Raw genomic sequence first — 22,849 nt, 5'->3', positions numbered from 1 at the left:
AAAAGTATATGTTATCCAGTAAAAAATATATGTTATCCGATAATATTTGTGTGTTATCTAATATAAGAAAAATGTTGGTGATTTGCAAATGAGTTGTTTTGGTAGGCATATAATGATAGTTGATTCTTTTAGAATAGAAAATGGCTTTTGGTTGTGTGAATTTAAAAGCGTGTAAAGCAAAAATTAATGAAAAATAGCTAAAAACGAATAAAAATAATATGGAAAATATAGTATTAGATTTAAAAAATGTATCAATATATCAGAAATCAAGTTTGGTGTTGACTGAAATTGATTTGACTATTGAAAAAGGAGAGTTGGTTTACCTAATCGGGAAGACAGGAACCGGAAAAAGCAGCTTAATCAAGCTTCTCTATGGTGATTTGCCTTTAAAAGGAGGGGAGGGGCACGTAGTTGGCTTTGATTTAAAGAATCTCAAAGAAAATGAAATACCCTTGCTTCGCAGAAAACTCGGCGTTGTGTTCCAAGATTTTAAATTACTTACCGACCGAACCGTTTTCAAAAATCTATCATTCGTTTTGAAGTCAACCGGCTGGGAAGACAAAGAAAAAATCAAAAAACGAATCGACCAAGTGCTTGCGAAGGTTAAAATGGAAGGAAAAGCAGATAAATATCCGCACGAACTATCTGGAGGAGAGCAACAGCGTATCGCAATTGCGCGTGCTTTGCTCAATGACCCTGAACTTATCCTTGCAGATGAGCCTACGGGGAATTTAGACCCTGAAACAAGCGTTGAAATTATGCAAGTTCTGAAAGAAATTAACGCTTCGGGGCGCACAATTTTGATGGCGACGCACGATTATGCCCTTATTTTGAAGTTTCCGTCCAAAACCTTGAAGTGTGATGAGAAAAAAGTGTTTGAGGTAGTGCAAAAACGAACTGCACCTTAGCGCCTTTGTCAAAGTTCCAAACTTTGACAAAGGTAAAAAATACTTTGATAAAGATAAAAAGAAGGATTTTGTTTCATATAAAAACCTTGGTGAAAACAAAAAAGGTGTTTTTAATTAGTATTAAAACAAAAACAACTTGAAAAATGTGATAAACTTGTATGAAAATGAAGTTGAAAACAATAGTTTCTACGTATTTGTTTGAAATTTTGCTGTTTCTTTTTTCTGTTTCGGTTCCGTTTGCGCTTAGTATGGGTCCGGCTTTTTATGGAATTATAGCAACGTTTCTAATCTTCCTTGTCCTTAGACGAATTCATTATGTATTGTTTGTAATAGGGTTTGTTTTTGTGCTGATAACCTGTGTGTTGTTTTTGCCGCAGATAATCTGGTTTGGGCATCCGCCTGCCACGATGATAGGAGCTTTTTTTGAAACCGATTTTCAGGAATCCAAAGAATTTGTGCAGTCCTTGCCGTTGTATGCCTATGCCATCTCGTTAGTTTATCTTCTTTTTGGAGGGTATATCCTCTATTTAGGAAAGAAAAAATCAGTTGTTTACACTAAAAAATATATTGTTATTACTGTTTTATTGGCAATCGTGTCGTGTGTGCTTACTGTTTTGCGCCCGATAGAGAAATTTCGTGAAGGAGAACCCTTTCTCTGGGCATATTCACGAACCGCCGTTATTGGTTTTTACGGAAAAATAGTCAAAGATATTGAAGATTATCACAAATTAAAGGAAGACCTTGAAAAAGGAATTGTGGGTAATCCTTCTTGGCAAATAACTGATGTGCAACCGCCTTTTAACGATTATATATTGGTCATTGGCGAAAGTGTTCGGCGTGATTATATGTCGCTTTATGGGTTTCCGCTTGAAAATTCATCGTTTTTAAAGGCAGTGAATGGTACGGTTATTGAAGGATATACGGCAGCGGCTCCCAATACTTCGTCATCGTTGCTCAGAATGTTTGTTCAGCAGCAAAATGAAGCGTTTTTGTATGCCAATAATATTATTTCATTGGCTAAATTAGCCGGATTTGAAACCATTTGGCTGTCAAATCAAGGATATGCCGGTGGTCACGACTCCCCGGTTACGAAAATCGCTAACTTATGTGATAAAAAGATATTTACAAAGAAGTCAGAGTATGCCTCGATGAATTATCCGGATTCCGTTTTGTTGCCAACCTTTGAAAAACAATTGCAACCCAATTCCAATAAGAGGCGTTTGATTGTTTTGCATTTATTGGGCTCACACACACAGTTTGCATCGCGCCTGGAAAATCCGATTCATTATGATTATGTAAACAAAAATCTATCGGCTTATGTGCAAACGCTTGAACAGACTGATATTTTCTTGCAAAAAATATATCAAATCACACAAAAATACTCAAAGTCGTTTACAATGATTTATTTTTCCGACCACGGATTAATGACGCAGGATAGGGAAAGCCGTTTTTTTGCAACACTTACGCACGGCGATACCCAACCTAACAAAGCGGTTTACAGAGTTCCGTTCGTTTTGGTGACAAGTAAAGATACACTGCATCGGCATATAAAAGTAAATAAGTCGGCATTTCATTTTCTGGACGGATATGCGCATTGGTTGGGGATAAAGGAGAAAACACTTGACCAAACGTATGATTTTTGTTCAAAAAATCCTGATTCGTTAAAGGTTTTTAATCATTTTGAAGATGTTTCATACGAAAGTTTAGCCGATGACGCCGTAGTGAAACCCTAAATGACGAAAAATATACCATAATTTAGCATCTTTGTCAAAGTTTAGAACTTTGACAAAGGTGAAAAGAGCATTGATAAAGGTAAAACGTGTTTTGTCAATGCAAAAAAATCCAAAAAAAGGTTGTTTTTATTAATTAAATGTTAAATGTTTTGGAATTTATAAATCAAATACTTATATTTGTCCAATAAAAAAATGGTTGTTACTTTGTTTTTAAATGTAAACAAGTGCAATAATTCCGAAAAATTAGTTGTTTAATAAATAAAACCGATTGAAAATGAAAAAACAGTTTTACACATTTGCCATTATGATGCAAAATTTTGGAATTTTGTTTGAAAATTTGAAAAACAATGCTGAAATTGCCCGTGAAATGGCAGAGTACGGGTATGGAGATACCGAAGTTGAGGCAGGTAAAGCCTTATATGACAAGGTTGTTGCCCTACACAGAAGTAATCAGATGAGTTCCAAGAATGAAACGGATACGTATGCCGATTTCGATAAGAAATACAAGGCTGTTACGTCCGTTTTTATGAAAGACCGCAAGAAAGGAAAGATTGCTTTTCAAGATGATGAGCCTAACTTGCGTACACTTCGCTTAAAAGCGTTAGAATCAAAGAGTATCGCCGCTTTGGTGGAGGATATGAAACATTTTTATGGCACGCTTGACCAAGATGAAACCTTGCGCGATGCACTTTTATCGTTAAAAATAGACGGGCAACACGTTAAATCACAGTTGGAAGCCGTTTTGCAAGCCGAAAAAGCTTATGCCGTTTATCAAAATGCCAAAGGCGAAAGCCAGCAGGCAACCAAAGATAAAAATCAGGCTGTTACCGAGCTTGAAAAATGGGCGCGCAAGATGTACAACGTGGCAAAAATTGCTTTGGAAAACAAGCCCCAACTCTTGGAAAGCCTCGCAAAATTAGTTAGAGGATAAACAAACACAAAAATAGAACCAACTTTGTCAAAGTGCCTGAAACTTTGACAAAGTTTTTTGATAACCAAATAGAAAAGAATACGATTTCTGCAAAATTACAGGAAAAAGAATATGAAATTAATACTAACGGCTTTGGGGTCGCTGTTGCTGTGCGCACTTTCGTGGGCGCAGACTGATTTTAGAAGTCCGCTTGACATACCTTTATTATTATCGGGTAATTTTGGTGAATTACGCCCCAATCATTTCCACGCGGGCGTTGATTTTAAAACCCAAAGCAAAGAAGGTCTGAATATTTATGCCATAAAAGAAGGTTACGTGTCCCGAATTAAGGTCGGGGCTTACGGATATGGCAAAGCGCTGTACGTAACGCACCCCAACGGGTACACAAGTGTGTATGCGCACTTGCAAAAATTTGCTCCGGTGATTGAGGCGTATGTTAAAAAGAGGCAATATGCCCGAAAAACCTTTGAAATTGAGCTTTATCCAAAAGCTTCGGAGCTTGTCGTGAAAAAAGGAGAGGTTATCGCATTGGGCGGAAACACCGGAAGCAGTGCAGGACCGCATCTTCATTTTGAAATTCGTGATGCAAGCGCCAAAGCCGTCAATCCGCTGTTGCACGGATATGAAATCAAAGACCAAATTGCCCCCGATGTGTTCCAAATAATGGGATATCCGTTAGGGAATGAAGCCCAAATTAACGCATCACAGCTTCCGCAAGAGCTAAAAATGACCAAACAGGCTGACGGAAGTTATCTAACGGATAAAATTACTGCCGAGGGGCTTATAGGTTTCGGTATCGAATCCATTGATAAGCAAAACGATACGCATCACGTGAACGGGCTGTACAAAGTTACGCTTGCCCTTAACGGAAATCCGCAATTTCAGTATGTTTTTGATAAACTGAGCTTTACCGAAGCCCGTTATATCAACACATTTATTGATTATCCAACTTATATCGAGAAAAAAAAGCGCGTACAATTGCTTTATAAAACCAAAGGAAACCGAATTTCAACCATTTATACCCTTAATCAAAACAACGGAATGCTTGAAATTCAAGCAGGAATGTCTTATCTGGCAACAATTGTGGCTGAGGATATTAAAGGAAACCAAACCCGAATTCAAATTCCGATAGAAGGCAAAAAAGAAACCGTAACGGAAGCCCGACCCATTGAAAACGGAGTGCCTCTAGTGGCAGGTCGTGACCAATATTTCACTTTTGAAGGCGGAAATGTGTTTTTTCCTGAAAAAACGTTCTATGACGATTTTCTGTTGCAGATAAACAGCCAAAATGATACCTTAACGCTTCATAAACCTACCTTGGCGGTGCATAAATTCTTTAATTTATCATTTGAGAATAAAAAATTCACCGAAAAAGAAGCGCAACAGGTCTTCATTGCCCGATTGGACGACAAAAATAAGCCGTCAGCCGAGCGAACTATCTATAAAAATGGTATTTTTACCACCAGAACGCGCAATTTGGGTAGGTTTACGCTGATGAAAGATGAGAATCCGCCGGTGTTGCGTGCCATAAACTTTAAAAATGATGCGACAATAACGGCAAAAACCCTAAAAGTGGAGATAAAAGATGATTTAAGCGGTGTGGAAAGCTATTCGGCTTCACTCAATGGTGAGTGGATTTTGTTTGAATACGAACCGAAGACACGCACCTTAACGTTTGACTTTTCGGATTTAACCTCTCCCAAGACGGCAACTTATAAATTGGAAATGACAGCCAAAGACGGGGTTGGAAATGTTCAAAAACTGGAAGTATCTTTTAAAAGGAAATAACAATTTAAGCATAAACGATAACGTAAATAATTAAAAACGAGTAGATATATGAAACGTATTATTTTTACAGAAAACGCTCCGGCTCCCATTGGACCTTACAATCAGGCAATTTTAGCCGGGAATACCTTGTATGTATCCGGACAGATTCCGGTGAACCCTAAAACCAATGAAGTTGTTAAAGGAATTGAAGCGGCAACCGTTCAAGTGATGGAAAACCTAAAAGCAGTGCTTGAAGCTGCGGGCGCTTCTTTTGAAAATGTAGTAAAAACGACCATATTTTTGGCAGATATGAATCAATTTGCCGAAGTAAATGCCGTATATGGTAAATATTTTAATGAAGAAACGGCTCCGGCTCGTGAAACGGTGCAAGTAGCGAACTTACCGAAGTTTGTTGAAGTTGAAATTTCGTGTGTAGCGGTATTGTAAACTTAAAAACGATTGAAAAAATCCGATAAATGATATTCATTTATCGGATTTTTTATTTTATTTTCAGGAAAACACTCTTTATTTTCAAAATATCTTTTCTAAAAGAGAGGTTAATATTCTGTAATTTAGGATTAATTGATTCTATATTTCAATCAACCATAAACAAATCGGCGGCAATGCCATCGGAAAGGAACTTTCCTTTAAGGGTTGTTACAAGATGATTGTCTTTTAATATTAAAACGCCTTGATTGAGGTGTTTATTGGCTTGTGATTGCAGGTAATCGGCATATTTTTTCCCAAAAACGGAATACACTTCTTTAATATCGATACCAACCATTGTACGAATGCGTGTGATGATAAGTTCGTTGTATCGGTCGTTTACGGAAAGCACTTCGTGTTGTGCGGGAATGATGTTATTTTGTATTTGTTTGATGTACTTTATGTTGTTGGCGATGTTCCAGCTTCGTTTAACGCCGTCAAAACTATGGGCAGAAGGTCCGATTCCCATATATTTTTTACCGAACCAATAAGCAGTGTTGTTTCGGCTGAAATAATCTTGCTTCCCGAAGTTGGAAAATTCGTAGTGAATAAAGTTTTCTTGTTCCAAAAGGGCAATCATCGTAGTGAAATGCTCGTGCGCTTGCTTGTCATTAACGTTGGGCAGTTTCCCCGAAGCGATAAATTTGTGTAGGGCAGTGTTAGGCTCAACGGTTAGTGCGTACGCCGATATATGCGGAACGTTAAATGATAGCGCTTTTTGAATGTTTTGTTTCCAACGTTCGTTATCCATCTTCGGAATACCGTAAATTAGGTCAATGGAAATGTTATCAAAAAACTCAGAGGCTTGTCGGAGTAAATTTTCGGCTTGGCAGGCATTATGAGCGCGATTCATAAGTTGTAAATCGGCATCGTAGAACGATTGTATGCCAATACTCAACCGATTTATGCCTAATTGCTTCAAATTTGTGAGTAATCCGACTGGGGAGGTACTTTCTCTAAAAAAATCATCAGGATTGGTTTCCAAAGTAATCTCTGCATCAACACTGACGGCGTAATTTTCGTGTATGGTTTGCAAAATGCGTTGCAGTTCATCAGATGAAAGGATGCTGGGCGTTCCTCCTCCGAAGTAAATGGTTTGTAATTCACTGCCTGATGCTTCTTGTTTGCGCAGAATGAGTTCTTTGCAGATGGCATCTGTCATTTCACTTTTCCGTTTTAAGGTTGTAGAGAAGTGAAAATCACAATAATGGCAGGCTTGCCTACAAAAAGGAATGTGAATGTAAAGACTGTGCATCACACAAAAGCATTAGCGAACACGATTTTCGTTCTGTTTGACAAAAGATTCCCAACTATTGTATGATTTTTGTGAAGAAACTCGCCCACTATTGAAAAAGTGGCATACAGCAACTGCCAAACCGTCAGTGGCATCAAAATGTTTTGGTAATTCTTTGATGCTCAGTAATTGTTGAAGCATTTTTGCGACCTGTTCTTTGGAAGCGTTTCCGTTACCGGTGATTGCCATTTTCACTTTTTTGGGTTCGTATTCGGTAATGGGGATTTGTCGGGAAAGACCGGCAGCCATCGCTACGCCCTGCGCTCTGCCCAGTTTTAGCATTGATTGTACGTTTTTACCGAAAAAGGGCGCTTCAATGGCTAACTCATCGGGGTGATAGGTATCAATGAGTTCAAGGGTTCGCTCAAAAATAACGCGGAGTTTTAAGTAGTGATCGGTGTATTTTTTTAGTTGTAATTCATTGATTTGCAGTAAACTCATTTGTTGTTTTTCAACCCGTATCAGTCCGAAACCCATAATGGTGGTTCCGGGGTCAATTCCTAGAATGATTTTTTCCAAAACTATTTTACATTAATTACAATCGGCAAGGTAAATTGCGTGCCAACTTCCAATCCTTGCTTGGTAGCGGGCACTATGGGGTTTTCGTTGGAAATATTATTCAAATGTGTGGTTATAATTTCTTGAAACGATTGTTTGGCAGTTGCGGGCATTTCAACTGTTTCATTGGGTGTTTCGATATTTACGAGTGTTATTTTTCCGGAGTTATCAACTTTGATGTTTACCAGAATTTTATCGTTAATCGGAGCGGTGGCTTCAAATTTTTCCTTTTGAAGTTTTCCGTGTAACAATTTTACGAATGAAGTTTCAAAACATTTTTTCTGCTCTTCTTTCGGGAGCGAATCTGCACAAATTCCGGTAAAGATTGGGAAAGTATCCACATCATCTTGGTTGATTTCGTTAAATCTCGCTTCGGCAATAGAATCTAATTTTGCTTGCTTTATCTTTTCTTTTTCTTCCTTTGATAATTCGTTATTATTTCCTCCGCAGGAAATGAGTGCAAAAGCCAAACCAAAAATCCAAAAGCAATATTTCATATAATTATCTTGTTTTAAATTTAGGTCTCAAAAGTACTATAAAAATGTGATACAAAAAAATAAAAGTGCTATTTTTTGGCAATATTGATGGTTATTTTAAGAAGAATTAAAACTTATTCAAATAAAAATTGCGTCTGAAAATTTATAAATTTTTAGACGCAATTTATTGTAAATTAATATTTTATTAAAACTTAGCCGAAAAAATTTTTGGGTTGATATTCAAACTACACCAAAACCAATCTTGATGAGCTCGTGCGTTGGGCGTATTTTTCAAAGTTTTGAGAGCATCGGTGGTGAAATACGTTGAATAGCCCATTTGCAAACCGATGTAAGGCTGCACTTTGAGGCTGTACACCAAATCGATTTCGTTACCTAAGCCGGACTTTTTGTTGCCGTTACTGTCGTAGGTCGTGGCGGCACTTCTGAAATGATGCCAAGTGGCTGACAGACTGCTTTTTTCGCCCGTACGGAAGTTTACCGTAAGATACGGATTTACCAATCCCACGGGGTTTACGGCAGGAACGTAATAATAGTCCATAAATCCGTAAAACTTGTGATTGGTGCCTGAAAACGGATTGAATGCCTTGTCTTTGTCCGATGTGTCATCGGCAGCTTTTCCGCTAAGGTAGTCTAAACCAGCCGTTAAGCTAAACGCATCGGAAAATTTGTAACCCGCATTGAAGGCAAACATATAAGCACTTTTGGTAGCTCCGCCGGTGTTTTTCCCCGTTTGGAAGTAAGAAGTAAGTCCGTATTTCCAATCATTGGAAGCTCCAACGTAATGAAAACCAAATGTTTGCATATTTTGCGTTTTGGCATCGGCAACAGCATCATCTCGGAAGCCTAAATTGCTGAATAAAAACGAAATACGATTGGTTTCAGAAATGTTGTACAAACCGTGGAAAGTTTCCATATGTTGGTAAGGCTGAGCATCTTTGGTAAAGAATTGTTCCGCCGGACTGTTGATATCTCGCTCTGCATAATTCTGATTAAAAGCCAAAAAGCTACGTAACAAAAACTTATCGGAAGCCTTCCAATTCAGGTTTACCGCATCGTGGCTACGACCCGCGGGATGCCAGTCAAGCGAGCCGAAAATGCGGTCATCGTCAAGCACAATCATTTGTCGCCCAATCTTGGCTTCCAACGTTTTAGCCAGCGGAAACGATGCATAAGCCTCAAAAATAGAAGCTCCGCCGGTTTTATCAGCAACTTGTATTTGAGGAGCTTGCCCCCAAACATTCACATTTTGAAGCGAGACGTACAACCGCAAATTGTTGTTGTTTTTGTAGTCAAAATTGAGTCGCACCCGATTGTTTACCAAAATGGCAGGCTCTTCGCCTTGTTGCAAAGGACGATATGCCCCGTTTCTGTACTCAAATCTCGGACGAATTTGAGCCGAAATCGAAAAATCATTTTCCGTTTCTTGGGCATTTGCCAAGCCGGAAAAAAGCGTCATTAAAAATCCGAACGCTACCACTGAAAGAAAATTTCTCTTCATAATCAAATAGTTAGTTTTAAATTAAAAATATTTTAAAATAGTCAATAATTTTGTATTTATTTTGATAAATCGGCTGTTTTTATGTGAAAAATATTCGATTTGTTCAAATTAAGATAAAAAAGTATTTTAATAACCTAAATTCATTGCGAAAATCGTATTTATTTTACACCATTATAGTATATACATTCATCTATGATTTCTTATTTAGAATGAAAATAAAATACTCAAAATCTGTTGTTTGACATTGCAAATATAGTAAAAAGTTTTTACATTTGCGACAATAAGATACAAATATCTTTTTTTAACGATGGCAACAACAAATAAAGAAACAAAACAGGTGAAAAAGAACAAGTATTTTAAGTACTTGATTCCTTCTTTGGTGGGGATATTGCTTGGGCTTAGCGGATATATTTTTTATATCTCGAAGGCGTATTCTTACCTTTCTGATGATCCGAAAGCCTGCGTGAATTGCCATATTATGGCACCGGAGTATTCCACTTGGTTTCACTCCTCACACGGGCGAAATACGGTGTGCAACGACTGTCACGTTCCGCACGATAATTTTTTCAGAAAGTATTATTTCAAGGCGAGTGACGGACTCCGACACGCCACGATGTTTACTTTCCGGATGGAACCGCAGGTAATAACGATGCACAAACCGGGGCAAATGGTGGTTCAAGAGAACTGTATCCGTTGTCACGACCAGCTTAACAGCGTGGTGGGTACGGGCAATGTAACGGCTCAAATGGCGCACGCCGATCAGGGGAAACTCTGTTGGGAATGCCATACCGACGTTCCGCACGGAAACGTAAGAGGCCTGAATTCAGCCCCAAATGCGAGAGTTCCGTTGGTTTCAGAGCCCATTCCCGATTGGTTGAAAAATATGATTGACGTGAATCAAAAAGGGAAGTAACCTTCAATTAAGTTTAAAATTAACAAAATATAAGAGACTGACAATTAATACACTTAGCGATGAAAAAGAAAAATTGGTTAATCGTAGGAATTTTGGCGGCAGTGACATTTCTGTTAGGAATGCTTGCAAATTCCATTATGGGAAGAAAAGCCGAAGCACAGATTATTTCGAGAGCAAATACGGATATTAAAGAATTTGAGGCTCGAAACGAGATTTGGGGAGAGTATTATCAGCGTGAGTACCAGTCGTGGTTGCAAACTGCCGATACCACTTTCCGAGCCAAATATATGAGCAGTGATAATGACGACCTGTTGGCAGAACGCCCCGAAATGGTGGTTTTATGGGCAGGATACGCATTTTCAAAGGATTACACAGCTCCGCGCGGGCATATGTATTCCATTAATGATGTTACGCACACTTTGCGTACAGGTGCCCCAACAGATTCGACACACTCACCACAACCTGGTACGTGTTGGACTTGTAAAAGCCCTGACGTTCCGAGACTTATGAACAAAGTAGGTTTAGAAAAATATTACAAAGCTCAATGGGACGAGTGGGGAAGCGAAGTGGTAAATCCTATTGGTTGTGCTAACTGCCACGACCCTAAAACGATGAATTTGACCATTACGCAACCCGCTTTGGTTGAGGCGTTTAATCGTCAAGGCAAAGACATTTCAAAAGCCACTCATCAAGAAATGCGTTCGCTTGTTTGTGCGCAATGTCACGTGGAATATTATTTCAAAAAAGAAAGCAACCACTTGACTTTCCCGTGGGATAAAGGTAAAAAAGTGGAAGATGTTGAGAAATTTTATGACAGCATTGGTTGGGTGGATTTCGTTCATAAAGTAAGTCGCACACCGATTTTGAAAGCGCAACACCCTGATTATGAGATTTTCCAATTAGGAATTCACGCACAACGCGGAGTTTCTTGTTCAGACTGCCATATGCCTTATAAAACGGAAGGCGGGGTAAAATACACCGACCACCATATTAGTAGCCCGCTTAGAAACATCAATGCGAGTTGCCAAGTGTGCCACAGACAACCTGAAGATGAGCTTAGAAAAAACGTGTATGAGCGTCAGGATTATGTATTTACGCTTCGTAATCGTTTAGAAAAACAGTTAGCAAAAGTGCATTTCCAAGCTAAATTCTTGTGGGATAACGGTGCTACGGAAGAGCAAATGAAGCCTATTTTGGAGCTTATCCGTAAATCACAATGGCGTTGGGATTTCATAACAGCTTCACACGGAGCGGCTTTCCACGCACCAATTGAGTCGCAAAAAGTATTGGGAGACGGAATGTTCTTCGCAATGCAAGCTGAATCAGATATGAACAGCCTGACTGACAAACTGAAAATCGAAACCAAATTTGAAATGCCGGACATCAGCACTAAAGCAAAAGCTCAGGCAGTTATCGGTTTGGATATGGAAAAAGAAGAAGCCAACAAAAAACAATTTATGAAAACCATCGTTCCGAAATGGATAAAAGAAGCCAAAGAAAAAGGTAATTTGATTTCACAGAAATAGTTTTTTCATAACAAATTTACCGACCGTTGCTGGGTTTTTAGCAAAAAAATAACTCCGCAACGGTTTTTTTTATATTTTTGGGCGGGATTTTGCGTATGCAATTTAACAAATGGATTTAAACTGAAAAATAATTTATGAATTTAGACAAGGAATTTCACAAAAGCAATCAGTATCGGTATTCGGTGATGATTGCCTTGCTGTCGCTTTTGGTAGGCGGAATTTTGCAATACGTTTTTGGGAGTATCCCCAAGAGTTGGTTTAGTTTTCCGCAAAATATTTTCGGCGGACTGGCTTTCGTTATTCTAAATACGGCTATATTCTTCATTTTCAAGAAGAAAAACTTTATTAACCTGCATTCGAGTACGCCTTTTGCCATCGTTACGGTCATTACGTTGGGGGTGCTTACCATCGGGTTGGGGAGCATCAGTATTAATAAGGGGCATCACGGAACTTCGCAAACCTTACTTCATTTTGGTTTGGACGACATCACCAAAACGTGGTATTTTGCACTCGTTTTTCTGATGGCTTTAACCAATTTGTGGCTGGCAATCCTCAAACGTTCAATGGTTTATCAAAGCAAAAACATTACTTTTTTACTGAATCATTTCGGGCTTTGGCTGGTGATGTTTGCCGGCGTGTTGGGGCAGGGCGATTTGATTCGGTTGAAAATGGATTTACGCAAAGACAAAATCGAATGGCGTGCCACAGACGACTACGGAAACGTCATTCAACTTCCTATTGCAATGGAGCTAAAATCCTTTGACATAGATATTTATCCGAATAAATTGTTTATCATTGATTCCTTAGGAAATTCGCTTCCAAAAGCAAAACCCGAAGGATTTATGCTTGAAAAAGACGGCTCGGAAGGTAAAATCCTTGATTGGAAAATTACGCAACATCAATACTTTGAAAACGCTGTTCCTGAGTCGGATAGCACCTACGTAAGCCACGGAATGTGGGGAGCGACCAATGCAGCTTTCATCACGGTGGAAAATACCAAAACCGGAAAAAAAATACAAGATTGGATTTCTGCCGGAAATTTCCAACTTCCGCCCAGAGCCATTCATCTCGATGAGGAACATACGCTGTTGATGGCTCCTCCCGAAGCTCGTAAATTTCAATCGGAAGTGATTATTTATCAGAAAGATACCGAACAAGTTCGCACTGAAACCATCGAAGTAAATCACCCCGTTAAGATTGATGGCTGGAAAATATATCAGGTGAGTTATGACGAGCGAATGGGGCGTTGGTCAGACCTCAGTGTCGTGGAATTGATTTTAGACCCTTGGTTACCGGTGGTTTATACAGGAATTTTTATATTGATGGCAGGCGGAATTGCCTTTTTATTTGTAAACAGAAAGTAAAGTTATGTGGAAATATTTTGATTACATTACCGTTTCAAGCCTGTTGCTGTGGATAGCTTCGGGCGTAATGATTTATTCTAAAAGTAAGATTACCAAACAGATAAGTTTACTTTTTCATCTGTTGGCAACGCTCGTTATCGGGGTTTTTATCGCCAAGTTGTGGATAGAACTCGACCGTCCGCCGTTGCGAACCTTAGCGGAAACGCGTATTTGGTACGCCTTTTTTATGGGACTTATCGGTTTTTCGATTTATTTGCTGTATCGCCAAAAATGGATGCTGAATTATTCGGCGCTGATGGGCATTGTGTTTCTGTTGGTAACGTTTTTCCGTCCGGATACAATGAACAAAACTCTGATGCCGGCGTTGCAGAGCGTTTGGTTTATTCCGCACGTGATTGTGTATATTTTTGCCTATGCGATGCTTGGAATGGCTTCACTGACAGCTATTTACGGAATGTATCGCTACAAAAAGAAAAAAGACACGCAAAAGGCGACTTTGGTTACCGACCAGCTTATCAGAATCGGTTATGTTTTTCTGACTTTCGGATTGCTTTTCGGGGCATTGTGGGCAAAAGAAGCCTGGGGGCATTACTGGACGTGGGACCCCAAAGAAACTTGGGCGTTCATCACGTGGCTTGCCTATTTGGTGTACATTCATCATAAATACAAACACAAAGAAAAACAGCCTTTTACCAATTTTTTGATTGTCGTAATTGCATTTTTATTGCTTTTAGTGTGTTGGTTTGGAGTGAATTACCTCCCGACGGCACAAATGAGCGTGCATACGTATTCGGGTTAAAAATTAAGGAGAATCACAAAACGATTCTCCTTTTTTGTGTAAAATTCTACTTGCAAAAAGGTTTTTCTTAAAAAAATATGGTATTTTTGTGTCAAACTATTGTTTTTCAAAGCTATGAATCGATTTTTTATCTTCAACCGAAATCAACGTATCGGGATTGTTGTGTTGCTTCTGATTATCATTGTGTTGCAGGTCATTTATTTTACCGTTGATTTTACAGGAGCGACAATTGATGTTGATAATAAGCAACTTATGGCAGTTAATAAGGAGTTGGATTCGTTGCGGCAAATAGCTTTGAAACCCAAAAAAGATACGGTTTATCCGTTTAATCCGAATTTTATAACTGATTATAAGGGATTTATGTTAGGTATGAAACCTGATGAAATTGACCGATTGTTGGCGTTTCGCAGTGAAAATAAATTTGTAAACTCAGCGGAAGAGTTTCAAACCGTTACACAAATTTCGGACAGTTTGCTTGCAGAAATAGCTCCTTATTTTAAATTTCCGAAATGGGTTAAAAATAATAAATCGGCTGAAAATAAGTATTTTAAAACAGAAAAAACAAAATCCGAAAGCAGCCCGAAAAACGAAAAAGTAACGGTTAAAAAAGACGTAAATCAGGCAACGAAAGAAGATTTTATGGAAATATACGGCATTGGGGAGGTACTTTCACAACGGATTTTAAAATTCCGCAATAAATTACAAGGATTTACGTATATCTCGCAGGTTTCGGAAGTTTACGGCTTGCAAAAAGAAGTTTTTGATAGGGTAGTGGAGCAGTTCGAGGTAAAAACGTTGCCTAATATTCAAAAACAAGACATAAACAAGCTGAATTTATACGAACTTGCTAAAACTCCGTACCTTACCTTTGATGATGCAAAAAAAGTTGTGGCACTTCGTTCTGAATTAGAAGGGATTAAAAAACTTGATGATTTACTGACAATCAGTGGATTTGATAAGAAAAGAGTAACAATGCTTCAAATTTATTTGTACGCCGCATCTGAATAATATTTTTTGTAAATTCATTTTTTTTTCGTAAAATTGTCGCCTTTCCTAATTTTTATAAGAATTATAAATTAAAAAAGTACTGATAAGATGAATTTTAGCTATTCTGACACGCAAAAAATGGTAGCCGAGTCGGCACGGGAATTTTCTGAAAAATACATTCGTCCCAACATAATGAAATGGGACGAAAGTCAAGAATTTCCGATAGAAGTGTTTAAAAAAGCAGGTGAAATGGGCTTTATGGGGGTTTTGGTACCTGAAATTTACGGAGGTTCGGGTTTAAATTACCACGATTATATCGCCATTATTGAAGAGATTTCAAAAGTTGATCCTTCAATAGGGCTTTCTGTTGCTGCGCATAATTCACTTTGTACCAATCATATATATGAATTCGGAAGTGAAGAACAGAAACAAAAATGGCTTCCGAAATTGGTTTCGGGTGAGTGGATTGGCGCTTGGGCGATTACCGAGCATAACACGGGCTCTGATTCAGGAGCAATGGCAACGACAGCAGTTAAAGAAGGTGATTTTTGGGTTTTGAACGGAGCTAAAAATTTTATTACACACGGAAAATCGGGAGACATTGCTGTGGTAATTGCCCGCACCGGAGCCAAAGGCGACAAACACGGCATTTCGGCTTTCGTTGTTGAGCGTGGTACACAGGGATTTACCAGCGGAAAGAAAGAAAATAAATTAGGAATGCGTGCCAGTGAAACCGCTGAGATTATTTTTCAGGATTGTCACATTCCGGCAGAAAATTTATTGGGCGAAGTTGGCGAAGGCTTCATTCAAGCGATGAAAGTACTGGACGGCGGACGCATATCCATCGGGGCGTTGGCGTTGGGCATTGCCAAAGGAGCGTATGAAGCGGCTGTGAAGTATGCCAAAGAACGTACGCAATTTGAAAAGCGATTGATTGATTTTCAGTCTGTTGCATTTAAGTTGGCGGATATGGCAACTGAAATTGAGGCTTCGGAATTGTTGCTGCATAAAGCGGCTTATTTGAAAAACAATAAGGAAAAAGTAACCCAAGCCGGCGCAATGGCGAAGATGTATGCTTCTGAAATGTGCGTGAGAGTCGCAACCGAAGCCATTCAAATTCACGGTGGATACGGATACACCAAAGATTTTCCGGTGGAAAAATTCTTTCGCGATTCAAAACTCTGTACCATAGGCGAAGGAACGACCGAAATTCAAAAATTGGTTATCAGCAGGCATATTGATAAAAAATAATCGTCGTAAAATTATTTTATGTAACTAAAATTTAGTATTTTTGTGGGGTTTTTAAAGCCGGAAAACTGATTGTTTAATAAATTAAATATAACAAAATGAGTTACAGAATTGAAAAAGACACTATGGGCGAAGTGAAAGTCCCTGCCGACAAATACTGGGGAGCCCAAACCGAACGTTCACGCAACAATTTCAAAATCGGAGCTCCTGCTTCGATGCCTATCGAAATCGTTAGAGGTTTCGCTTACCTGAAAAAAGCCGCCGCTTATGCCAACTGCGATTTGGGGGTACTTTCTACCGAAAAACGCGATGCCATTGCACAGGTTTGCGATGAAATTCTGGCAGGAAAATTGGACGACCAATTTCCGCTGGTAATTTGGCAAACAGGCTCTGGAACGCAATCGAATATGAATGTAAATGAGGTAATTGCCAACCGAGCTCAGGTACTTGCAGGTGGAAAAATCGGCGAAGGAGAACCGGTTTTGAAAGCCAATGACGATGTGAACAAATCGCAATCGTCAAACGATACGTTTCCAACGGGAATGCACATTGCTTGTTATAAAATGGTGGTTGAAAAAACCATTCCGGGTGTGGAGCAACTTCGCAATACGTTGAAAGCCAAAGCAGAAGCCTTTAAAAATGTAGTAAAAATCGGACGTACGCACCTTATGGACGCTACGCCGCTTACTTTGGGGCAAGAAATTTCAGGTTATGCCGCTCAGTTGGATTACGGCTTGAAAGCCTTGAAAAACACCTTGGCTCACTTGTCGGAATTGGCGTTGGGCGGAACTGCCGTTGGTACGGGATTGAACACCCCAAAAGGATACGATGTGAAAGTTGCCGAGTACATCGCCAAATTCACTGGGCATCCGTTTGTTACGGCTCCGAACAAGTTCGAGGCGTTGGCTTCACACGATGCCATTGTTGAGGCTCACGGAGCGTTGAAACAATTGGCGGTTTCGTTGAACAAAATCGCCAATGACATTCGTATGTTGGCATCTGGACCACGTTCCGGAATTGGTGAGATTTTGATTCCAGAAAACGAACCGGGAAGTTCAATTATGCCTGGGAAAGTTAATCCTACTCAGTGTGAGGCGCTTACGATGGTTGCAGCCCAAGTGATGGGTAACGATGTAGCGATTTCGGTGGGTGGTGCGCAAGGGCATTACGAGCTTAACGTATTCAAACCGATGATGGCTGCAAACTTCTTGCGTTCAGCGGAATTGTTGGGCGATGCTTGTGTTTCGTTTGACGAGCATTGTGCCAAAGGAATCGAGCCTAACCACAAGCGTATCAAAGAGTTGGTTGATAATTCGCTGATGTTGGTAACGGCATTGAACACCAAAATCGGATATTATAAAGCAGCCGAAATTGCACAAACGGCACATCGCAACGGCACAACTCTAAAAGAAGAAGCCGTTCGTTTGGGATACGTTACGCCCGAAGATTTCGATGCGTGGGTAAAACCCGAAGATATGGTGGGAAGTTTGAAGTAATATTTTACTAAAACTTTTTCTTAAAATAAAAATGAGGCTGTTGTGATGACAGCCTCCATTTTTGTCGATTAGTAACGAGTTATTTTTTTCTTTAAAAGTTAATAAAATGCCAAAAAAGTTTTTTTTCGTTGTAGAATAATTTTTTATTGTACTTTTGTAACAGAAAAATAACGTTAACTTTAAAAGTGGTAACTCGATGAAAACAGTATCGGCAGCCGTTGAAAATTATATTAAATCAAAACCTTTTTTGCAAACTGCTCTTTCACAAGGGATTATAAACTTAACATCGTTGGCTCGAGTCATTCGTAAAGAAATTCAGAATGAAACTACCAGTCGTGAGGTGCGTAATGGTGCTATTGTGATGGCGCTCAAACGTCTTTCAACAGATATGGAATTTCGTTCCACCCATCGAATTGTTAAAGTTTTGAAAAATATTGGAGAGATTATCGTGCGTTCCAACTTAACGGATTACACGTTTTTGGTCTCGGAAACCCTTTTGAACAGCCAAGCAGAACTGCTCAAAAACATTCAAAACACGAAGGATGTTTTTTTTACCACTTCGCGGGGCGTTAATGAAACGAGTTTGATAGTGAGTAACTCAACAGAGGCGTTGGTTGAAAGTATTTTTAAGAAGGAGCGGTGTTTATACAAATTCACTAATTTGGGATCTATTAGTGTGAAACTTCCGGAAGAAAATATTTCTGTTCCGGGGATTTATTATTTTATTTTTCAACGTTTGGCGTGGGAGGGCGTTTCGATGAATGAAGTGATTTCCACAGCCAACGAGTTTACTATTATTGTTCCTGAATATCAGGTAGATGTGGCTTTTAAAGTGATTAAAGATTTAAAATTGTTATAAATTTAAACAGAAGTAACTAAAACAGGTTTTTTGGTTACTATCTGATTTTTAGATGATTGAAAAATGGTTAGAGTTCGATTTGCTCCAAGCCCGACGGGGGCTTTACACATAGGCGGGGTGCGCACCGCTTTGTTTAACTATTTGTTTGCCAAAAAACACGGCGGTGATTTTTTGCTTCGTATTGAAGACACCGACCAAACACGTTACGTACAAGGTGCTGAAAAATACATCATTGACGCACTGAACTGGTGCGGAATTCCGTATGACGAAGGCGTAGGGAAAGAAGGAAAACACGCTCCGTATCGCCAGAGTGAACGCAAAGAAATTTACAAAAAATATGCCGATGAATTGATTAAAAACGGTTGGGCATATTACGCTTTTGATACGGCAGAAGAGCTTGATAATCAGCGAAAATCATACGAATCGGAAGGTAAAACGTTTATTTACAATTGGAGCAATCGGCAACAGCTTAAAAATTCATTGTCACTTTCGGCAGAAGAGGTGCAAAAACGTTTGAAACAAGGCGATGAATTTGTAATCCGATTTAAAATGCCTCACGATGAAGTATTGAAAATGAGTGATTTAATTCGCGGAGAGGTAACCGTTGATACAAAAACGTTGGACGATAAAGTGTTGTTTAAAAGCGACGGAATGCCCACGTATCACTTGGCGAACATCGTCGATGACCACCTAATGGAAATCACGCACGTAATTCGCGGTGAGGAGTGGTTACCTTCAATGCCGTTGCACATTTTATTGTATCGTGCTTTTGGTTGGCAGGCACCGCAATTTGCACATTTACCGCTGATTTTGAAGCCCGTAGGAAACGGAAAGTTAAGCAAACGCGACGGAATAAAACTCGGTTTTCCGGTATTTCCGATGGATTGGCAAGAAGAGGGCGGAATGTTAAAGGGTTTCAAAGGTGAAGGTTATTTTCCGGAAGCCTTGGTAAACTTTTTGGCACTTTTGGGTTGGAATCCGGGTACGGACGAGGAGATTTTCTCATTGGAACAATTAATAGAACTATTTGATTTAGAGCGAGTTCATAAATCAGGGGCACGATTCAATATCGAAAAAGCCCAGTGGTTTAATCATCAGTATTTACAGAAAAAATCAGATGCGGAATTGGCGGGCGGCTTCCGGAAAATTCTTGCGGAGAAAAACATAACGATTTCTTCCGAAAAACTTGAAAAAATCATTTCTTTAATCAAAGAAAGAGCTACTTTTGTTGCCGATTTTTGGGATTTGGGCAGTTATTTCTTCCAAAAACCTGAAAAATATGACGAAAAAGCCTTAAAAAAACAATGGAAAGAAAATACTTCCGAAATTTTGACCGAAGTAACCGAAATTATCAAAAAAACGACTGATTTTTCGGCTTCCATTTTGGAAGAAAGCGTAAAAAAATACATTTCGGACAATAATTACGGCTTCGGACAGGTAATGCCGCCACTTCGTTTGGCTTTGGTGGGCGAGATGAAAGGCGTTGATGTATTTCATATTATGGAAATCATTGGAAAAGAGGAAACTACAAGCCGATTATCGGCATTGGTTTCCGCAAATAAATAAACCGAAACTTTAAAAAATTAATCTATGATGACGTTAAGTTTTGTGTGGAATCCTGATGAGGCATTACTCTCATTTTCAGGTTTTTCACTTAGATATTACAGTTTGATGTTCGTTGTGGCTTTCGGGCTGGGTTGGTACTTGATGAAAAAAATCTATCTCAATGAGGGTAAGACCTTACAGCAGTTAGATACCTTGTTCATTTACACGGCAGTGGCAACTTTGGTCGGGGCAAGGCTTGGGCATTGTTTTTTCTATGATTGGGATTATTTTAAAGACCATATTTTGGAAATATTTTTGCCGATTCGTTTTGAACCCGAATTTCAGTTCACAGGTTTTTCGGGCTTGGCAAGTCACGGAGCGGCAGTCGGAATCATCATCGCAATGATTTTGTACGTCAAAAAATACAGAGATATTTCGCTTTCGTGGATTTTAGACCGTGTGGTAATCCCCATTACCATAGGCGGAATGTTCGTGCGGTTTGGTAATTTTTTCAACTCGGAAATTAACGGAAAAGTTGTGGGTGCCGGTTTTCCGTTGGGCGTAAAATTTGTGCAAGGCGGACATATTTCGGCTCGTGAAGCGATGATGATTACAGAAACGCATTCGCCTAAGCAGGCTTATGATTTGATAGCCAACGATCCGCGATTTTCAGAGGTTTTGGCAAGCATTCCGTACCAACATCCAACGCAACTTTATGAGGCTTTCGGGTACTTTGTTTTGTTCTGGATTTTGTGGTTTGTATACTGGAAAACAGATAAAAAGAAGCAGCCGTACTTCATTTTTGGTTTGTTTTTGGTGGCTTTGTGGGGCATTCGTTTTGCGGTGGAATTCATCAAAGAAAGCCAAGGCGGATTTGAAAGCAGTTTAGGAATGTTTTCCACAGGGCAGTGGTTGAGCCTTCCGTTTATCGTAGCAGGATTTTATTTATTATTTAGAAAGAAAAGCGTATAAAGAAATGAATTTTTTTAGAAAATATTTTGTGCATTTGGCATTGGGTTTTGTAGCGTTGGCGGCTTTGGCGTATGTAATTCCGTCGTTTGTTTCAAATGAAAATCAATCGATTACGTATCAAGAGGTAGAAATTAAAGCCCCTGAAATTGAATTTACCAAAGAAGCCGAAGTTTCAATCTTTAAAGGTGATAATTTGCTAAAAACCATTGATGTAGAATTTGCCGATACGCCCGAAGAAACCGCTTTGGGATTGATGTATCGCAAGTCAATGCAGGAAAACCAAGGAATGTTATTCATTTTCTCGGACGAAGAAATGCGTTCGTTTTATATGAAAAACACTGAAATTCCGTTAGATATCATTTATTTGGATAAGGATAAAAAAGTAGTTAGCATAGCCAAGAATGCTAAACCTTTTGATGAAACTTCGTTACCGTCAGAAGCCCCTGCGATGTACGTTTTGGAAATTAACGGCGGTTTGTCCGACAAATGGGGTATTGAAAAGGGCGATTTTATTGAAGTTAAGAAATAGGTGCTGTAATACAGTTACTTCATTTTGAGGTCATAGCTTAGATACAGAACTTTTATGATTTAGTATTGATTTTTTGTGTTTTTTGGCGTCCCCCCTCGGCCTTGGAGACGAAGCGTTAAAAAAATCAATGAATGGAGCGTAGAAAATATCCATTGTTCGAAGCGACCGGAGGGAGCAAGTTTGGAGATTTTCAGCGAAATGAATTGATTTTTAGCGGAGTATCCAAAGCCTTGAATTTTTGGTTCTTTTGTTTCAAGACAAAAGAACAAGGATAAAAAACAAATAATGAGCTTAAAAGATTTATAAAAAAGTTTCCGTATTTTATAAAATATTGAAAACAAGAATTTTATGGAAGAAGAAAAAGTGATTTTGGTTGATGAAAACGACAATCCGATTGGGTTGATGCCCAAGATGGAAGCTCACCAAAAAGGGGTTTTGCATCGGGCTTTTTCGGTGTTCGTTATGAACCAAAAAGGGGAGATGATGTTGCAACGTCGGGCACTACATAAATATCATTCGCCGGGTTTGTGGACAAACACTTGTTGCAGTCATCAGCGTGAAAATGAGACGAATATCGAAGCCGGACAACGCCGTTTGCAGGAAGAAATGGGCTTTTCGGTGGCACTTTCCGACGTGGTTTCATTCATTTACAAAGCCCCATTCGATAACGGACTTACCGAACACGAACTCGACCATATTCTACTGGGCTATTATGATGGTAATCCGATAATTAACCCTGATGAAGTAGCCGATTGGAAGTGGGAATTTCCTGAAAATATCAAAAAAGACATCGCTCAAAATCCGCAACATTACACCGAATGGTTTAAAATTATTTTTGAAAAATTTTACCACTTGGTAAGCTTACCATAAAACGAATAGTTATGGCAATACAAAATATTGAAAACCAAATCATACTATTTTATTTATTATGAAATTAAA

Annotated in this window: 21 protein-coding genes; 17 read left to right on the top strand and 4 right to left on the bottom strand. The window is 39.1% G+C overall.

Annotation, left to right across the window (positions count from 1 at the left end; translation table 11 throughout):
• The first annotated feature begins 218 nt into the window (after positions 1–218).
• From Q4D72_RS02500 to Q4D72_RS02480, 5 genes are all read left to right on the top strand, one after another.
• Positions 219–908 (top strand): cell division ATP-binding protein FtsE, encoded by a 690-nt coding sequence (locus Q4D72_RS02500; RefSeq protein ID WP_303075840.1) that lies wholly within the window; start codon positions 219–221, stop codon positions 906–908.
• Between the two features lie 164 nt (positions 909–1,072).
• A complete protein-coding gene (locus tag Q4D72_RS02495) occupies positions 1,073–2,641 on the top strand; it encodes a sulfatase-like hydrolase/transferase (RefSeq protein ID WP_303075839.1) in 1,569 nt (522 codons plus the stop codon).
• A 274-nt stretch (positions 2,642–2,915) separates the two neighbouring features.
• The gene (locus Q4D72_RS02490) at positions 2,916–3,572 is read left to right on the top strand and encodes a hypothetical protein (RefSeq protein WP_303075838.1); all 657 of its coding nucleotides are present in this window, start codon (positions 2,916–2,918) and stop codon (positions 3,570–3,572) included.
• A gap of 111 nt (positions 3,573–3,683) precedes the next feature.
• Complete coding sequence (locus tag Q4D72_RS02485; protein WP_303075837.1) at positions 3,684–5,360, top strand: M23 family metallopeptidase; 1,677 nt, start codon at positions 3,684–3,686, stop codon at positions 5,358–5,360.
• Positions 5,361–5,408: 48 nt separating this feature from the next.
• On the top strand, positions 5,409–5,786 hold the full coding sequence (locus Q4D72_RS02480; RefSeq protein WP_303075836.1) for a RidA family protein: 378 nt from the start codon (positions 5,409–5,411) through the stop codon (positions 5,784–5,786).
• A gap of 148 nt (positions 5,787–5,934) precedes the next feature.
• Here the strand turns inward: Q4D72_RS02480 and hemW are convergent, their stop codons facing one another.
• The 4 genes from hemW to Q4D72_RS02460 all read right to left on the bottom strand — a co-directional run bounded on the left by hemW (position 5,935) and on the right by Q4D72_RS02460 (position 9,630).
• Positions 5,935–7,080, bottom strand: coding sequence for a radical SAM family heme chaperone HemW (gene hemW, locus Q4D72_RS02475; protein WP_303075835.1), 1,146 nt, complete (start codon positions 7,078–7,080; stop codon positions 5,935–5,937).
• A 12-nt stretch (positions 7,081–7,092) separates the two neighbouring features.
• Complete coding sequence (gene ruvC, locus Q4D72_RS02470) at positions 7,093–7,638, bottom strand: crossover junction endodeoxyribonuclease RuvC (protein ID WP_303075834.1); 546 nt, start codon at positions 7,636–7,638, stop codon at positions 7,093–7,095.
• 2 nt (positions 7,639–7,640) lie between these two features.
• Positions 7,641–8,174, bottom strand: a complete 534-nt coding sequence (locus Q4D72_RS02465) for a hypothetical protein (protein WP_303075833.1) — start codon at positions 8,172–8,174, stop codon at positions 7,641–7,643.
• A gap of 184 nt (positions 8,175–8,358) precedes the next feature.
• Complete coding sequence (locus tag Q4D72_RS02460; protein ID WP_303075892.1) at positions 8,359–9,630, bottom strand: alginate export family protein; 1,272 nt, start codon at positions 9,628–9,630, stop codon at positions 8,359–8,361.
• Positions 9,631–9,979: 349 nt separating this feature from the next.
• Between Q4D72_RS02460 and nrfH the strand changes: the two genes are divergently transcribed.
• From nrfH to idi, 12 genes are all read left to right on the top strand, one after another.
• Complete coding sequence (gene nrfH, locus Q4D72_RS02455; protein WP_303075832.1) at positions 9,980–10,585, top strand: cytochrome c nitrite reductase small subunit; 606 nt, start codon at positions 9,980–9,982, stop codon at positions 10,583–10,585.
• A 59-nt stretch (positions 10,586–10,644) separates the two neighbouring features.
• The gene (gene nrfA / locus Q4D72_RS02450; RefSeq protein ID WP_303075831.1) at positions 10,645–12,111 is read left to right on the top strand and encodes an ammonia-forming cytochrome c nitrite reductase; all 1,467 of its coding nucleotides are present in this window, start codon (positions 10,645–10,647) and stop codon (positions 12,109–12,111) included.
• A gap of 134 nt (positions 12,112–12,245) precedes the next feature.
• Positions 12,246–13,475, top strand: coding sequence for a cytochrome c biogenesis protein ResB (locus Q4D72_RS02445; protein ID WP_303075830.1), 1,230 nt, complete (start codon positions 12,246–12,248; stop codon positions 13,473–13,475).
• A gap of 4 nt (positions 13,476–13,479) precedes the next feature.
• A complete protein-coding gene (gene ccsA / locus Q4D72_RS02440) occupies positions 13,480–14,274 on the top strand; it encodes a cytochrome c biogenesis protein CcsA (protein WP_303075829.1) in 795 nt (264 codons plus the stop codon).
• 114 nt (positions 14,275–14,388) lie between these two features.
• Positions 14,389–15,282 carry a helix-hairpin-helix domain-containing protein gene (locus Q4D72_RS02435; RefSeq protein ID WP_303075828.1) on the top strand — a complete coding sequence of 298 codons (894 nt, stop codon included), beginning with the start codon at positions 14,389–14,391 and terminating at the stop codon, positions 15,280–15,282.
• A gap of 87 nt (positions 15,283–15,369) precedes the next feature.
• Positions 15,370–16,512 carry an acyl-CoA dehydrogenase family protein gene (locus Q4D72_RS02430; protein WP_303075827.1) on the top strand — a complete coding sequence of 381 codons (1,143 nt, stop codon included), beginning with the start codon at positions 15,370–15,372 and terminating at the stop codon, positions 16,510–16,512.
• A gap of 95 nt (positions 16,513–16,607) precedes the next feature.
• Positions 16,608–18,005, top strand: coding sequence for a class II fumarate hydratase (gene fumC, locus Q4D72_RS02425; protein ID WP_303075826.1), 1,398 nt, complete (start codon positions 16,608–16,610; stop codon positions 18,003–18,005).
• A 196-nt stretch (positions 18,006–18,201) separates the two neighbouring features.
• On the top strand, positions 18,202–18,864 hold the full coding sequence (locus Q4D72_RS02420) for an aspartate kinase (protein WP_303075825.1): 663 nt from the start codon (positions 18,202–18,204) through the stop codon (positions 18,862–18,864).
• A 63-nt stretch (positions 18,865–18,927) separates the two neighbouring features.
• Positions 18,928–20,430 carry a glutamate--tRNA ligase gene (gltX, locus tag Q4D72_RS02415; protein WP_303075824.1) on the top strand — a complete coding sequence of 501 codons (1,503 nt, stop codon included), beginning with the start codon at positions 18,928–18,930 and terminating at the stop codon, positions 20,428–20,430.
• 24 nt (positions 20,431–20,454) lie between these two features.
• Positions 20,455–21,381: a prolipoprotein diacylglyceryl transferase gene (lgt, locus tag Q4D72_RS02410; protein WP_303075823.1), complete on the top strand. Its 927-nt coding sequence runs from the start codon at positions 20,455–20,457 to the stop codon at positions 21,379–21,381.
• A gap of 4 nt (positions 21,382–21,385) precedes the next feature.
• Positions 21,386–21,910, top strand: coding sequence for a DUF192 domain-containing protein (locus Q4D72_RS02405; protein ID WP_303075822.1), 525 nt, complete (start codon positions 21,386–21,388; stop codon positions 21,908–21,910).
• A 348-nt stretch (positions 21,911–22,258) separates the two neighbouring features.
• Positions 22,259–22,780: an isopentenyl-diphosphate Delta-isomerase gene (gene idi / locus Q4D72_RS02400; RefSeq protein WP_303075821.1), complete on the top strand. Its 522-nt coding sequence runs from the start codon at positions 22,259–22,261 to the stop codon at positions 22,778–22,780.
• Positions 22,781–22,849 lie beyond the last annotated feature (69 nt).

It is taken from the genome of Capnocytophaga sp., from assembly GCF_030532915.1.
GTDB lineage: Bacteria > Bacteroidota > Bacteroidia > Flavobacteriales > Flavobacteriaceae > Capnocytophaga.
Note: the sequence above shows the minus strand (reverse complement) of the source record. Positions and strands in the feature narration are given on the sequence as shown.

What these genes read in the sequence shown, in the direction of transcription:
- Q4D72_RS02490 (WP_303075838.1), top strand. Translation starts at nt 2,916, where the DNA reads ATGAAAAAACAGTTTTACACATTTGCCATTATGATGCAAAATTTTGGA.
- ccsA (WP_303075829.1), top strand. Translation starts at nt 13,480, where the DNA reads ATGTGGAAATATTTTGATTACATTACCGTTTCAAGCCTGTTGCTGTGG.
- nrfA (WP_303075831.1), top strand. Translation starts at nt 10,645, where the DNA reads ATGAAAAAGAAAAATTGGTTAATCGTAGGAATTTTGGCGGCAGTGACA.
- gltX (WP_303075824.1), top strand. Translation starts at nt 18,928, where the DNA reads ATGGTTAGAGTTCGATTTGCTCCAAGCCCGACGGGGGCTTTACACATA.
- Q4D72_RS02420 (WP_303075825.1), top strand. Translation starts at nt 18,202, where the DNA reads ATGAAAACAGTATCGGCAGCCGTTGAAAATTATATTAAATCAAAACCT.
- Q4D72_RS02480 (WP_303075836.1), top strand. Translation starts at nt 5,409, where the DNA reads ATGAAACGTATTATTTTTACAGAAAACGCTCCGGCTCCCATTGGACCT.
- idi (WP_303075821.1), top strand. Translation starts at nt 22,259, where the DNA reads ATGGAAGAAGAAAAAGTGATTTTGGTTGATGAAAACGACAATCCGATT.
- Q4D72_RS02445 (WP_303075830.1), top strand. Translation starts at nt 12,246, where the DNA reads ATGAATTTAGACAAGGAATTTCACAAAAGCAATCAGTATCGGTATTCG.
- fumC (WP_303075826.1), top strand. Translation starts at nt 16,608, where the DNA reads ATGAGTTACAGAATTGAAAAAGACACTATGGGCGAAGTGAAAGTCCCT.
- hemW (WP_303075835.1), bottom strand. Translation starts at nt 7,080, where the DNA reads ATGCACAGTCTTTACATTCACATTCCTTTTTGTAGGCAAGCCTGCCAT.
- Q4D72_RS02465 (WP_303075833.1), bottom strand. Translation starts at nt 8,174, where the DNA reads ATGAAATATTGCTTTTGGATTTTTGGTTTGGCTTTTGCACTCATTTCC.
- Q4D72_RS02485 (WP_303075837.1), top strand. Translation starts at nt 3,684, where the DNA reads ATGAAATTAATACTAACGGCTTTGGGGTCGCTGTTGCTGTGCGCACTT.
- Q4D72_RS02435 (WP_303075828.1), top strand. Translation starts at nt 14,389, where the DNA reads ATGAATCGATTTTTTATCTTCAACCGAAATCAACGTATCGGGATTGTT.
- Q4D72_RS02495 (WP_303075839.1), top strand. Translation starts at nt 1,073, where the DNA reads ATGAAGTTGAAAACAATAGTTTCTACGTATTTGTTTGAAATTTTGCTG.
- Q4D72_RS02405 (WP_303075822.1), top strand. Translation starts at nt 21,386, where the DNA reads ATGAATTTTTTTAGAAAATATTTTGTGCATTTGGCATTGGGTTTTGTA.
- lgt (WP_303075823.1), top strand. Translation starts at nt 20,455, where the DNA reads ATGATGACGTTAAGTTTTGTGTGGAATCCTGATGAGGCATTACTCTCA.
- nrfH (WP_303075832.1), top strand. Translation starts at nt 9,980, where the DNA reads ATGGCAACAACAAATAAAGAAACAAAACAGGTGAAAAAGAACAAGTAT.
- Q4D72_RS02430 (WP_303075827.1), top strand. Translation starts at nt 15,370, where the DNA reads ATGAATTTTAGCTATTCTGACACGCAAAAAATGGTAGCCGAGTCGGCA.
- Q4D72_RS02460 (WP_303075892.1), bottom strand. Translation starts at nt 9,630, where the DNA reads ATGACGCTTTTTTCCGGCTTGGCAAATGCCCAAGAAACGGAAAATGAT.
- Q4D72_RS02500 (WP_303075840.1), top strand. Translation starts at nt 219, where the DNA reads ATGGAAAATATAGTATTAGATTTAAAAAATGTATCAATATATCAGAAA.